Here is a 13,604-nt window from a genome sequence, read left to right on the forward strand (position 1 = left end):
TTTTTATTTCATACTGCCTATCATCTTATTACAAGCTTAATGACAGGCCATGACTGTACTGAAAACGTGATAAACAGCGGCTATTCAATAACTTTGTCTCACCTTGCCTGATGGTATTTCGCAGACTTTTCCTATACTGATTTGAAAAGGCGGAGCGAAGACCGATCATGAGTGAACCTGCTGTATCTCAAATATATATTGCTTGCGAAGAGTGTGGCCTGGTCACTGAGCTTCCGCCGTTAGGTGACGGGCAAAAAGCATCGTGTCCCCGTTGTGGTCACACGCTGGCTAAGCATATCAGTTTGCCGCTTAAGCGCCCGCTGTCGTACGGTATTGCTTGCCTTATCATGCTGGTTCTGAGTATCAGCTTTCCGTTTATGTCCTTCAGTGTTCAGGGGATACGGCAGGAAATTACCCTGCTGAATGCGGCTGAAATGCTTAATACCTTTGAGAATAGTCTGTTGGCTGTCTTGCTGCTGTTGACTGTGGTGATTTTGCCTGCGCTGTACATTTCTCTTGTGCTCTATCTGTATTGGCTGGCGAGACAGCGTCAAAGGGCAGGGATGCCGGAAGGGGAAAGCCTTCATAACAAACGCCTGTTTCGCACCATGTGTAGGATGGAACCCTGGCTGATGGTTGATGTGTTTCTTATCGGAGTACTGGTCAGCCTGATCAAAATCGCTTCAATGGCAGATATCGGGCTGGGCATGTCATTCTGGGCGTTTTGTATCTATACCATGCTGGTGGTTAAGTGCGTCTCCATGGTGGATCGGACCTGGCTCTGGTTGCAAATTGTGCCCATGCATCCGCTGGAAGGGGTGATGCCGGGTGATAGCCATCATTCAGTCAATCATGTTAGCTGTCATATTTGTGCTCAGCTCAATCCGCTGCCAGAAAAAGATCATGCCTTTTGTGTTCGGTGCGGGGGGCTTTTACACCCGTTCAGCCCGCAGCAAAGCTTGCAACGATCATGGGCACTGCTGATTGCTTCGGCGATCTTTTTCATTCCTGCCAATCTGTATCCCATGATGTATACCGTCAGCCTTGGTCGATCAGAGGGTTCTACCATTATTGGCGGCATTGTATTGCTTTGGCAGTTGGGCTCTTATCCTATTGCCGCTGTGATTTTCCTTGCCAGTGTGGTTATTCCGTTAGCCAAGATTTTTGCCCTGGGTTGGTTATATACCAATGCCCGGCGCTCAGGAGATATTGATTCCCGCCAGGCCATTCAGCGTCTGCGACTTTATCGGATGACCGAACTGATCGGGCGTTGGTCAATGATCGATATTTTTGTGGTCGCCATTTTGGTGGCGTTGGTTCAGTTACAAAACCTGATGGCTATCTATCCCGGTCCGGCGGCGCTTTCTTTTGCCTGTGTCGTGGTGCTGACCATGATATCAGCAATGGTGTTTGACCCTCGGGTATTCTGGACTGAATCAGAATCTGTCCCTCGAACGGAAGCGACTTAAGGGAATATGTTTGGCCGTAAATAATAAAGAAAAGGCTGATTATGAGTGATGGTAAGTTTGAAAAAGCAGATGTGCAGTCGATAAAGCAGATCTCGTCTATCTGGCTGGTTCCGCTGATTGCTGTGGGAATCGGTATCTGGATGCTGGTTCAGTTTGCTACCAGTAAAGGGCCGGAAGTCACGCTATACCTAAATACTGCCGAAGGGCTGGAAGTTGGCAAAACTGAAGTGAAAGCGCTGAATGTCAGGGTAGGGGTGATTAGCGATGTGCGACTTAATGACGATTATAGTGCCATTATTGCTACCGCTCAGATCGATAAAGATGCAGCTCGGATGCTGAGGGAAGATACCCTGTTCTGGGTGGTAAAACCCCGTATTGGTAAAGAAGGTGTGTCCGGGCTTGAAACCTTGTTATCCGGAGCTTATGTCCAGCTTCAGCCGGGGGTAGCCAAAGAGGAGAAGTATGAGTTTGATGTACTGGAGGTGCCGCCGGTAGCCCCACCAGATGCTAAAGGCTTACGTTTGGTGCTTTACCACAAGGAAGCGGGCAAGCTTGGGGTCGGTGATCCTGTATTGTATGAAGGATTTACTGTCGGTCGGGTTGAGAAAGTCACTTTTGATCCTGAAGCGAAAAAGGCCAATTATCAGTTGTTTATTTTTGAGCCTTATGACAGCTTAATTCGTAAGAAAACCCGTTTCTGGCTGACATCCGGCGTCGATCTAAAAATGTCTGCTGAAGGGTTCAGTATGCAAATTGGCTCTATTGAATCGTTGATCACCGGCGGTGTTAGTTTTCGTGTGCCCAGAGGAAATGAGCCCGGAGAGCTGATCACCAAAGATTTTTCTCGCTTTCGGCTTTATAACAATCTCAAACAGGTACGTGAACGTTTCTTCGATGAGTATCTGGAATATGTCATGTTGTTTGATGAATCGGTACGGGGACTGAATCCGGGAGCGCCGGTGGAGTATCGCGGGATCCGGATCGGAACGGTCAGGAAGGTGCCTCTTGAGTTACCGAGCGACAGGGATGGTTTCTCAAATCGTCAAATCCCTGTTTTAGTCAGAATCGAGCTTGGGCGGATATATGGTGAGGTTGAAGAGGAAGCTTTGCCAAGGCTCAAAGAAAGCCTGGAGAAGGAGTTTAGGCTGGGTCTGCGAGCGTCTCTTAAAACCGGAAGCTTATTAACCGGTGCCTTACTGGTAGATACCGAGGTATACCCGGAAGAACCAATGCCGGAATTAAGGCAATATCGAAAGTACGATATCTTCCCGACTAAAGCTGGTGGTTTTGCTCAGATTCAAAAACAGTTAACAGCAATACTGACAAAAATCGAAAAACTTCCGGTTGAAGACACTATTAGCAGTTTGAATAAGAGTCTTAATGCGTCGCAAAGGTCGTTACTGGCTGCTGAAAGAACGGCTAATGAGCTCACTAAGATATTAGCGCAGAGAGAGACAAGAGCGTTGCCCGGTGATATTCGTCAGACTTTGCAGCAAATTCAGGACACCCTGAAAGGCTTTAGCCCTGATGCGGAGCCTTATAGAAACCTTGAGCAAGCTCTGGGGCGTTTTGAGCAGGTGATGTTGGAGTTGCAACCGGTTCTCAGACAGCTCAATGAGAAGCCGAATTCATTAATATTTACCGGGGAGAAGCCGAAAGATCCTATTCCGGTTAAGGGGGCTCAGTAATGCGCAAGGGGGGTGTTTTTTTGCTGATGATGGCCGTGGTGCTGCTTGGTTGTAGTAGTCAACCTGAAGCTGTCAGTACTACTTATCTACTGCCGTCTGCTGATTCGGGAACCAACGGTTCGGAGACTAACATGCAGCAGCTTGTCACTCGTGGTAAACATCAGCCTCTGCTGGTGGTTCGTCCGGTTGAAATGGCAGAGCACTTGTCGGGAACGGGTCTTGTCTATCAGATGAGTGAAACAGAGGTGGTACAAGCACAACAAAATTTATGGGCAGAGTCGATCAGCAGGCAACTTACTCGCAGGATAAATCAGGATTTACGCTATAAGCAGAGCCGTTATTGGTCGACTGAGTTGACACCAGCGTTAACAATATCGGACTCGCCGCGTTTGCAGGTGAAGCTCAGTCAATTTAATGGTCACTATACAGGTATGGCGAAACTGGCCGGAGAATGGTTGTTGCTGGACAGTGACGGTGAGCTGAAGGGCGTTTATCCGTTTGCTTTTAAGGTTCCGCTTGATCAGGAGGGTTACGACGCACAGGTTAAAGCGTTGTCTGAAGGTGTGGATCGACTAACGACCCAGATAGCACAGCGATTGTCCACTAATGCGTTATGAGCTAAGGCATTGTGAATTGATAAGGATTATACGCTTTGAAAACATAGAGCCCGCTATATTGGAACAGGAAGTCGAATAGCGGGCCTTTTGTGAATGGGGTATTTGTTGCTCTGCTTATTTTTGCTGGAGACGGTAGTAGCCGTTGACCCAGCATTCGGGCAGGTTTTCTCCTGATGGGAAGGAAAGGTTATGCTTGTCGACAGTCACAGGCTCAGCGAGATCTTCACCTGATTGGTATTGAACAGTCACATGTTGTGAGAAAGGATTGACCAGCGATGCCATATCGACAACATCGACCAGATCTCCAGTGCGCGCTTCTTTTAAAAACATACCAGAAATCTCCACCGTTAAATAATGATTGATTGGTTAACGGTTTAAGTATGGTCGATTTTGCTTTCTTTGCGGGCAAATGCCTTGCTGTATACCGTGAATACTTGTAGCTCAGTTACTTGTATCTCAATAATTCGCTCTAGTTAACTGAATGAGTTGTATCCGGTGTTTATGATGTTATGTCATAACTTTGGCAAAACAGTGGAGACAAGATGAGCCGTTATTATTGGGGGGTAGACCTAGGTGGCACCAAAATCGAGTGTGCTGTGATGTCCCGTGATGATGATCAGTGCATCGTACGCGAACGGATTGCGACTGAAGGTGAGCACGGTTATGAACATGTGCTGCAGCGGATTAAGTCACTGATCGACATATGTGCGGAGAAGGTTGGGGAATATCCTGAACGAGTTGGTTTTGGTACTCCGGGAGTGTTGGATCCGCAAACTGGCGTCATGAAGAACTGTAACTCCACTTCGCTCAATGGCAAGGCACTTGATAAACATTTGGCTAGCTTGTTAGGTGTTCCGGTAAAACTGGCTAATGATGCGAATTGTTTTGCTTTGGCTGAAACGCATCTTGGCGTTGTTAAACAGGTTAAGCCGGATGCCGAGGTGGTCTTCGGTATTATCATGGGCACAGGCGTGGGCTCCGGTATCGTCGTTAACGGTAAGGTGCTTTACGGATGCCATGGTATTGCCGGAGAGTGGGGGCACAACGTACTGGAAGCAAACGGCGAGCCTTGTTACTGCGGAAAGCATGGTTGTCTGGAAACTGTTATTTCTGGCAAAGGGCTGGAAGCCCATTATCAAAAACTGGCGCAACGCACATTAAGTTTGCCGGAAATTGTTGAACAGGCTGAATTGGGTGAGAGTTTTGCGCAACATACAGTTACCCGTTTAATTGAAAAGTTCGGTCTTGCAGTTGCGCAAATCATTAACGTGATTGACCCGGATGTGATTGTTGTTGGTGGCGGTGTCGGTAATGTCGAAGCGCTGTATGAATACGGCCCTAAAGCAATAGAACGACACCTGTTTAATCCTGTTTTGAACACCCTAATAGTAAAGCCTGCATTGGGTGACAGCGCTGGCGTATTTGGTGCGGCTATGTTAGTGAAATAGCGGTTGATGAAATAACTGCCTTTAAAATAAAGCCTTACGGAATGGCTCTGTAGTTGAAAGAAAAAAGAAGAGGCATTTGGCCTCTTCTTTTTTGTTTGCTGTAATGATGAATATGCCCTAGAAGACAAAGTTCAACATGAGGGTATAAAGCTGTGCATCTTTATCTTCACCGATGGCTTTCGCCGGAATGACAAACTGTCCAGTGTTAAACCGATTGTAATCATCGCTATTCATATAGACACCCTGCCACTCAGCATTCAGTGAGATGGAGTAGGTTATGTCGTAGCGAACACCGGCGGTGATGCTGCTGGATTTACGCCTGTGGTGGCTTTCACCATAGACGAGGTACGGTGTGAATTCACCTATGTGATACGCTCCGCTCAGATACCAGTTAGCCTGTGTGTTGTCGGCCTGAATTTCAGCCATAAAGTGCCAGTTGTCAGGCGCGTATTCAGCTCCAAGGGTATAGATATTTAATTTGCTGAATGGCTCCGTCCGCGGAATCATCTCAAATTGAGTATGCATAAAACCGAAATGAACCCGGTAATTAAATCCACTGACATCAAGCGCTATACCAGCAACCAGATCGGTATCAAATGTAATCTTGTCCGGACCAATTTCAGTGGTGTTGTCTCTTTCGAAACCATAGTAAGGTGACACTGTCACGGCGGTGTCGTCCGAAATGTCAGTTTCCCACCTGACAGAAAGTCCGTCATAGAAGGTAAAGCCCAGAATTGAGTCATATACTTCCTGAGGCGGGCGGCTCCATGTATAGGCTTGTCCGACATAATAGTATTGTGATGCAAGGAACAATGGGATCCTTAATCTTCCGCCTTCGAAAGTCAGATCATCATATTGGTAAGCAAGATAAGCCCACTCCAACTCGGGATCTGACCAGATATCCTGAGGACGTTTCACCAGTTGAATTGAAGCATTCAGCTCATCAGTTATTAACCAATCAGCTTGTAAGCCGAAAATGGTATCGCAGTCGTAGCAGGTCTCGTCACTGATTTCCCGATGAACAAACAACGGTGTGCTGTTATCAGATTTTGTTATCGATGTTGAGCCAAAGCCGCTGACAGAAAAGTTATCGGTGATTTCAATAGCCGCGAAAGATGTGCTGGTGAAGCTGAAAAGAATGAGCGTGAATATTTGAGAAAGTTTCATCATCTTACTCTCCCTGTAAGATTGTGATGAGGATATTGGCATTTTCCGGAACGGTACTGACAGGCGCATAGGCTATGCCATTAGGATGGTCATTTAACCATTCCAGAATATCTTTTATGTCATCACTATTGAGTTCTTCTGGCGGTGTGCCTTTACCCGAGAATGAGAGACTGGCCCAATATCCATTCATTTGTGAAATGGATTTCCCGAGTAACATACTGTAGAAATCTTCCCGTAAGATTGATGTTTCCGGCAAATCCACCAATACAATCTTAATGCTGCCATTTAACTTTTTTGTTCTCCCCTTGTAGAGCATTCGGGCTTTACTTTTTGTGAGCTGAGGTAATTCCTTATTCATTGAGAACACGGCAAACTCAACATACTTGTCATTACTTGTAGCCGATGATGCAGAAAAGGATGGAAACAAAAAAGCTCCCAACATGGAAAGTAAGGCGATCAAAGTATTATTTTTCAGTCCATTGCACATCGAAAAATCCAATTTGATAAATATATCCTGCTATAAATAATAGTATACAAAGATGCATAGACAAATAGGCAAAATAGGTTCGAGTTCAAGGAGAAGATATGAGCCTGTTAAACAGAATATCGATAAAAACAAGGCTTTTGTTATTAGTTGTGGTACCGCTCACATTTTCTTCGTTATTTACCGGTGTTGAACTAAAAGAACTTTATGGGAAATTGCAGTCATTAAATATAATGTCTGCTCAAATCCAACTTCTCGATGAAACTTTAATATTTGCATCATCAATTCATGAACTGAGAACAGATAAACTTCACAATATTGAAAATAAAGAAGCACAGCTGCAAGCAAGAGAAGCAGCAACTCATTATTTGGATATAAGTAAGAAGTCATTGGTTCAACCCGTCAAAGACAGTGCAATTGCTGTCTCACACGATATGTTTAATGCGCTGGATGACTATGGCAATGTCAGTTTTAATGAGGTTTACGACTGGTCTAACTGGGCTGGAGATGTTGTTGAGCAGTCGCTTAAAAACCTTGAAAAGAACGCGGTGGAGACTGGTGTCCGTGAAATTGAGCAAAAACTGCAAGTGTTATATCAGTTACAGTGGTTGAAATTCTGGGCGCAGCAGGAAAACTGGTATGTACATTTATTGATAGATCGTGTGTCTGTAGATGAAAGTGAAGTAAAACCACTGATAGCAACTATTATTGAGAACCAACAACTTTTCATTGAGCGTTATTTGTCGATCAGCGCAAGTCCTGAGCAGATTGAGTTGCTTAGTAAGACCTTTATTCACCCGGCCTTTGCAAATAGTTATAGATTACGTAATGCGATTTTAAATGGTGAAGTGACTGAAGAAGTGCATCAATTCGGAATGAATGCTTTTAATGAGCGATTCAGGTTAATTCAGTTCGTAGTATATGAGGTCAGCAATCAATTAGTTTATGAAATAAAACAAACTACAGCAAAAACCAAGAATATGATGTGGATCTATGTCGGTATTTTGTCATTGTCTTTGTTTTTTATTTGTTTTCTTGGTGTTAGCCTTTCAAGACGAATCATTACTTACCTGATTCATGTTCTTAATGTTATGGCGCGAATAGAAAATGAGCCTGAACGACATATTAAGGTGAGGGAAGACGGCCGCGATGAATTTACAATTTTCTCTAAACAGCTGAACTTGTTGATTGAAGAGCGTTGCCGAAACCGGGATATTCTTCTTAATGCTAAAGAGGAAGCGGAACAAGCTAATATAGCCAAGAGTTCCTTTCTGGCTAATATGTCTCATGAAATTCGTACACCACTCAATGGCATTATCGGGATGTCCGGCATTCTAGCTGATACAAAGTTGACTGCTGCACAGTTCGAATATCTGCAAACGATCGAAACTTCATCTCAGACGCTGCTACTTCTGATTAATGACATTCTGGACTTATCGAAAATTGAGTCAGGAAATCTGGTTCTGGCTCCGAACGAATGTAATATCAGGGAAGTTGCTTATGACACAACAAGTATCGTTTTGACTAAAGCAGCAGATGCTCATAACGATCTTAGGCTAATGCTTGATCCTGATATTCCTGATCAGGTGATGCTGGATGAGCATCGGCTACGTCAGGTATTGATGAACTTAATGTCTAATGCGGTTAAATTCACTGAAAATGGTATGGTGACGCTAGCCATAGACTGTCAGCTTAAAGGTAATCATAAAGCTGACCTAACTTTTTCTGTCATGGATACCGGAGTTGGTATTGCCGGGGATAAGCAGAACCAGATTTTTGCGCCGTTTGTTCAGGAAGATGGCTCGATTACCCGACAGTTTGGCGGAACAGGGCTTGGACTGACGATTTGTCGTCAGTTAGTTGAACTTATGGGAAGTGAGATTCAATTATTCTCCGAGAAAGATGTTGGCAGTAATTTTTACTTCTCAATGGAGGTTGACGTTGTAGAGGAAAGTGCTGAACCAGCTTCAGACTTAGTTGGATATCGTTGTCTTTTGATAACAGATGACCGCCATGGCGGTGCTTGTGATATTGCCCTTGAATGTGAAAAATGGGGCATGAGCTGCGATAATATTAAATCCACAACTCAACTTGAACCTAACTCTGATGATTACGATTTTGTCCTGTATTGCCCTCATGAACGATCACTGGTAACAGCAGAGCTGTCTGCCATTCGTCAGCGATTAACTCATTCAGCATTAATCCTGTGTTGCCATCATTACCGTGAGAGTCATGATTTTGGTTCAGATGTTGACGGTATCGTAATGCTACCTTTGTTGGGAAGCCGTTTTTACAATGCACTGATGTCGGCAAAAACTGTTCGGGCAATGCCGGACGGAGTGAAAGCTGATGCGGTGATGAAATCTGAAACTATGGTTCCCACGGGCACTGTAGAAAACGTGATAGAAGAAATATCGGATATCCCTCAAAGTGATCTTGTTCTGGTTGTTGAAGATAATCTGGTAAATCAGAAAGTGGCTTCTTTGTTTCTTAAAAAAGCCGGATATCAGTACGAGGTTGCTAATAATGGTCAGGAAGCTCTGGATGCGGTTAAGCAGGGTAAACGCTATGGTGCTATTTTGATGGATTGTATGATGCCTGTAATGGATGGTTTCACTGCAACACAAGAGATCCGGCGCTGGGAGCATGAGGCTAAAACTGGCTATCGGTTACCAATTATTGCGCTTACAGCCAGCGTTTTGGATGAAGACATTAATAGGTGCTTTGATGTCGGTATGGATGATTACGTCGCGAAACCCTTTAAGAAAGAGGTGTTGTTACAGAAACTGGAGCAGTGTACACAGCTTGTTTAGTAACGATTTCGGCTCTTTAGATGAGTAGTGGCTAATACATACCTAGGAAGTGCTTGTGGTGTTTTGGGGAAACAGAGGCAGAGTTCGTATCCGCTTGTGAGAGATCTCTTACAAACATGTGGGAGAATAGAATGAATATGACCAGGTTTTAACTGTCATTAAATTCAATGTTATTTAAAATCAGTTGTTTATGTTTTTTTCTTGGTTTGTTTCATTTGTTGGCAGAAAAAATTTGAGCTCTAGCCGTTGCTTAGATTCTCAATTCCCGTAATCTAAACCTTGTCGGAAGGAACTGACGGAACGGAACAGGAAAGCTGCCAGGGATTATGGCGACCTCAGGATGAGGACGGTAGATCAGGATGATTTATCGAACATGGACTGTGAAGGGACAATCGGAAGGAACCGATATGACAAGCAGGAAGTTTGTCAGTCAGGAAGACAAAACGGACCTCTTCAGGATGAAGTAAGGGACACCTCCAGGAAGGAGAAGAGAGTCGAAACAGGATGCTTCGACGGGTCAAGGTTAGACCGAAAGGATATCTCCGGGATGGGGACTAAAGGACTAAGCTGAAGGAAACAGCATAATCAAGGAATGATGCAGGGAGCACCATAGTAGCTGGATTGCTGCGAGTAAGACCTAAGGGCGCGACGAAAGTCGCGCCCGCTCTTTTTTGAGCGCTCAGAATTTTTGAGTTTCAAGATGTAAAAAACGCCGCAGATTTTGCGGCGTTTTTCGTTTTCAGGCATTTTTGTAGTTGCATTTGACTACAGGTGACTGTGAGTGTGTACCTACAAAAGCACAACAGCCTGTTTAGCTAGCCAGTACAGTAGTTTTGCGACGAATACTGGCAAACAGCATGTAGATTGCTGTAGCAAGCAGTACGATGAAAAAGAAATTCATCAATCCATTACTTTCTTTCATAAACTGGCTGGCACCAACAGGCCCTAATGCCGAACCGATACTGTAACTGAATAGCATTACCTGAGTTGCTGCGACAATGAACGAAGAGTCCAGGTGATCGCAAGCCAGAGTAATAGCAATCGGGTAGAGGGCAAAAGCCGACATTCCCAGCATTGCCAGAGCAATAATCATAATCAGATAATGATCTGAAACGTAAGTCAGGCCGATTGCAAACACACCCAGTAAAGACATCATACCCAGCAGTAATGTTTTGCTCATTTTTACGGATACTTTTCCAATTACCGGTTGGATAAGCATACCTCCCATAATAATGGCTGCCATCAATACGCTAATCTGCTCGGCATCAAGATGGTTCTGGCGTAAAGACAGTGGCATCAAGCCATAAATGCTCCCCATTACCACGCCGGAGATCAAGCAGCCAATCATAGCAGGCTTACTCAGACGGCTGATTTGTTTCAGCGACAGGCTTTGATGCTGACAGGCAGCAGGTTGTCCCTGACGAACCATTAGCGGTGGAAGTAGCGCTGTCAGCAATAGAACCAGAACCGCAATAAAAGGGCCAAAACCCTGAGTACCGATTACACCTACACCAAATTGTCCGATGGTCGTACCGCCGTAAAGAGAGGTCATGTAGAGCCCAAGGCGTTTAGCTCGCTCTTCGGCACTGTCGCCAATCAACAGCCAGGATTCAACCACAACAAAAATCCCGGCTACAGCCATACCTGCTATCAATCGCATTAAAAGCCAGGCATCTTTGTTAGGGAAAATTGGCTGCATTGCAACAGTAATTGCTAATAGTACAAGGAAACTGATGAATGCAAAGCGATGACCAATTTTGGCAATGACAGGCTCAATCATCATCGAACCCACTAATAAGCCAAGATAATATGTGCTGGCTAACCAACTCGCATAGTTAGTATCGATCTTAAAACTCGACAGGGACAATGGGATCAGGCTCATCAAATAGCCAGAGGCTACGGCGAATAGGGTTAGGCCCGCAACAGGTACAAAAATGCCTTCGCTTTTGCGACAAGTAGTGGAAAGTGTCACTACCTTAGTCTCCACGTAAAAATGAAAATTAATAAAAATTTGTTTACCACCAGTGACTTATGAAAGGCAGAACAAGGCTGCCCAAAGAGCTGTAAAGCACTTCAGGGATGGTAGTAAAGCAATGTTAGAATTTGTTTTCGAACGAAAACGGGGGGGAATATGAGGCTTTATTTCGCTGACGTAAAATGAGAAATTCTAATCCGATGTCGCTGTTTTATTTATCCGAGCAAAAGGCGATAAATAATCATTAGAGTTGTTTGGATTGATTCAATTTTATTGTTGAAGTTTGAGGTGAAAATCATAATAAAATTAGTGGTATATTTTGCTTTGATACCTTTTTTGAGCTTGATGTTTAAGTGAAATGCTTAGTGTTGTAAAAGATTGGATTTATGTACTTGAAAGTTTCAGCAGATTTTTGATTGAAAAAAAAGATGATTTATTGAAAGTAAGGTATGTAAGTAAGACAAATAAGTATTTTTTGGCCTTTGCCACTTTTCCATTCTTATCAACAATACGTATCGTCGTGGTGCACATTTTCCTCTATATGGTGCGCTGCTGGGATGAGGTGATTGTAACTTACTGATTTTTAGTTATGCGAAAGTTGGCACGTTACTTTCATAAAGTAAATTGCGATGGGGCTTTATCAATTACCTGACCTCTCTCAAATTTCAGGCTGAAAGATAAGTCACCGTTGTTAGTAGGTACATAGTCACTTTGTCTAATGACGTTTCAAGTGCGGCTCCCCAGTAGCGGGGGGAGCTGCACTCTCTTTTTAGTCGGGATTTGTCTCAGTTCTTCAGTATCACAGTTTAGTTCTAAATCGCCGACACCATCTTCTGTAGTAAACGAATCATTTCTAGTTGCTCATCTTCATCTAGCGAATCTAAGAGAGACTGGTTAACGGCAATAGGAACTGGTAGCAGTGTTTCTTTCAGATCACGCCCTTTATTAGTGAGATAAATACGAAATGAACGGCGACTATTGGGATCCGTTTGTCTTTCGACTAATCCCATTTTTTCCAGCTTATCTAGGGTACGGGTTGTCGTTGAATTTTCCACCTTGGACTTTTGCGCAATTTCGCGCTGGGTGATCCCTTCCTCTTCCCATAAGCACATCATTGTCGGCCAGAGTGCTACTGTCAGTCCGTGCTTTTTCAGCTCGGTGTCAAATTGTTTGGATGCCTTATTTGCAACAACATTAATCATCCATCCAAAACTTTTCTGGCGGTCAAACTCTACGCTCATCTATCCATCTCACATTAGGGAAACTGCAATAATTGCAATAGTAACTAATACGGAGGGAACAAGCACTAATAGTGCTCGGCTATTTTGTGCCATTTCAACATCCTGGCCTGCAAGTTGGTTTTGTACACCACTGACCATTGCCCATACCAAAGGTTTAGAGCAAAGCTTATAGACCAGTATGGCTAAAAGATGGATTGCAATAAGTACAGGTAACAGACGAGCCAGTACTAGGTGAATAGCAAATATGGCATCAAAGACAGGGTCGTCGAGTAAGGATTCAATCAAAGGAACAGTATCGAAAAATCCTGCAATGATGAGACCGGAAACACATTGAAGCAATAACATTGAAATCATGAGCATCACCATCCATCCGCCTGCAGGATTATGGCCGGGACGAGCAGGAAACTTTCCACGTAGATAAAGGATGACCTGTTTCGGTGAGCGTAAAAATTGACGAAAACGGCTTGTTTCGCTACCGATAACCCCCCAGCCTAACCGCCAGATAACCAAGGTAAAAAGTATTAATCCCAGATAAATATGTGGTCCGTTATTGCTAAAACCGCTGGCAAGCAATCCGATAAATAAGATGGCTTGAAGCCAGTGGTATATACGAGTTGGTAAGTCCCAGACTTTCATGATTTGAGCTCCAATAGTTCGATTCGGCGTAAAATAAAGATTGCACAAATTTACACAGCAATAGTT

Annotated in this window: 11 protein-coding genes; 5 read left to right on the forward strand and 6 right to left on the reverse strand. The window is 44.1% G+C overall.

The features are described from left to right. The first annotated feature begins 167 nt into the window (after positions 1 to 167). Genes C942_RS07430 through C942_RS07440 form a run of 3 tightly spaced genes read left to right on the forward strand, consistent with a single transcriptional unit; the run spans position 168 to position 3,774 of the window. The gene (locus tag C942_RS07430; protein WP_007464196.1) at positions 168 to 1,469 is read left to right on the forward strand and encodes a paraquat-inducible protein A; all 1,302 of its coding nucleotides are present in this window, start codon (positions 168 to 170) and stop codon (positions 1,467 to 1,469) included. Positions 1,470 to 1,510: 41 nt separating this feature from the next. Continuing rightward, a complete protein-coding gene (pqiB, locus tag C942_RS07435; RefSeq protein ID WP_007464198.1) occupies positions 1,511 to 3,157 on the forward strand; it encodes an intermembrane transport protein PqiB in 1,647 nt (548 codons plus the stop codon). Further along, the gene (locus C942_RS07440) at positions 3,157 to 3,774 is read left to right on the forward strand and encodes a PqiC family protein (RefSeq protein ID WP_036799007.1); all 618 of its coding nucleotides are present in this window, start codon (positions 3,157 to 3,159) and stop codon (positions 3,772 to 3,774) included. The genes pqiB and C942_RS07440 overlap by 1 nt, the downstream gene beginning before the upstream one ends. Positions 3,775 to 3,888: 114 nt before the next feature. Here the strand turns inward: C942_RS07440 and C942_RS07445 are convergent, their stop codons facing one another. Further along, positions 3,889 to 4,104: a hypothetical protein gene (locus C942_RS07445; protein WP_007464203.1), complete on the reverse strand. Its 216-nt coding sequence runs from the start codon at positions 4,102 to 4,104 to the stop codon at positions 3,889 to 3,891. A 212-nt stretch (positions 4,105 to 4,316) separates the two neighbouring features. On the opposite strand from C942_RS07445, the gene C942_RS07450 reads away from it, so the two are divergent. Then, positions 4,317 to 5,222: an ROK family protein gene (locus tag C942_RS07450; RefSeq protein ID WP_007464205.1), complete on the forward strand. Its 906-nt coding sequence runs from the start codon at positions 4,317 to 4,319 to the stop codon at positions 5,220 to 5,222. A 117-nt stretch (positions 5,223 to 5,339) separates the two neighbouring features. Here the strand turns inward: C942_RS07450 and C942_RS07455 are convergent, their stop codons facing one another. Both C942_RS07455 and C942_RS07460 read right to left on the reverse strand, forming a co-directional pair. Continuing rightward, a complete protein-coding gene (locus C942_RS07455) occupies positions 5,340 to 6,392 on the reverse strand; it encodes a hypothetical protein (RefSeq protein ID WP_007464207.1) in 1,053 nt (350 codons plus the stop codon). A gap of 1 nt (position 6,393) precedes the next feature. Next, positions 6,394 to 6,876 carry a hypothetical protein gene (locus C942_RS07460; protein ID WP_051035745.1) on the reverse strand — a complete coding sequence of 161 codons (483 nt, stop codon included), beginning with the start codon at positions 6,874 to 6,876 and terminating at the stop codon, positions 6,394 to 6,396. 230 nt (positions 6,877 to 7,106) lie between these two features. Here C942_RS07460 and C942_RS07465 point away from each other — a divergent pair, with 230 nt between their 5' ends. Then, positions 7,107 to 9,686, forward strand: coding sequence for a hybrid sensor histidine kinase/response regulator (locus C942_RS07465; RefSeq protein ID WP_198287468.1), 2,580 nt, complete (start codon positions 7,107 to 7,109; stop codon positions 9,684 to 9,686). A gap of 811 nt (positions 9,687 to 10,497) precedes the next feature. On the opposite strand, the gene C942_RS07475 is transcribed toward C942_RS07465, so the two are convergent. From C942_RS07475 to C942_RS07485, 3 genes are all read right to left on the reverse strand, one after another. Next, positions 10,498 to 11,658: an MFS transporter gene (locus C942_RS07475; protein ID WP_036799012.1), complete on the reverse strand. Its 1,161-nt coding sequence runs from the start codon at positions 11,656 to 11,658 to the stop codon at positions 10,498 to 10,500. Between the two features lie 815 nt (positions 11,659 to 12,473). Beyond that, positions 12,474 to 12,902 (reverse strand): MarR family winged helix-turn-helix transcriptional regulator, encoded by a 429-nt coding sequence (locus tag C942_RS07480; RefSeq protein WP_036799015.1) that lies wholly within the window; start codon positions 12,900 to 12,902, stop codon positions 12,474 to 12,476. A 9-nt stretch (positions 12,903 to 12,911) separates the two neighbouring features. Further along, on the reverse strand, positions 12,912 to 13,538 hold the full coding sequence (locus tag C942_RS07485) for a cytochrome b/b6 domain-containing protein (RefSeq protein WP_007464219.1): 627 nt from the start codon (positions 13,536 to 13,538) through the stop codon (positions 12,912 to 12,914). Positions 13,539 to 13,604 lie beyond the last annotated feature (66 nt).

It is taken from the genome of Photobacterium marinum, from assembly GCF_000331515.1.
Taxonomy (GTDB): domain Bacteria; phylum Pseudomonadota; class Gammaproteobacteria; order Enterobacterales; family Vibrionaceae; genus Photobacterium; species Photobacterium marinum.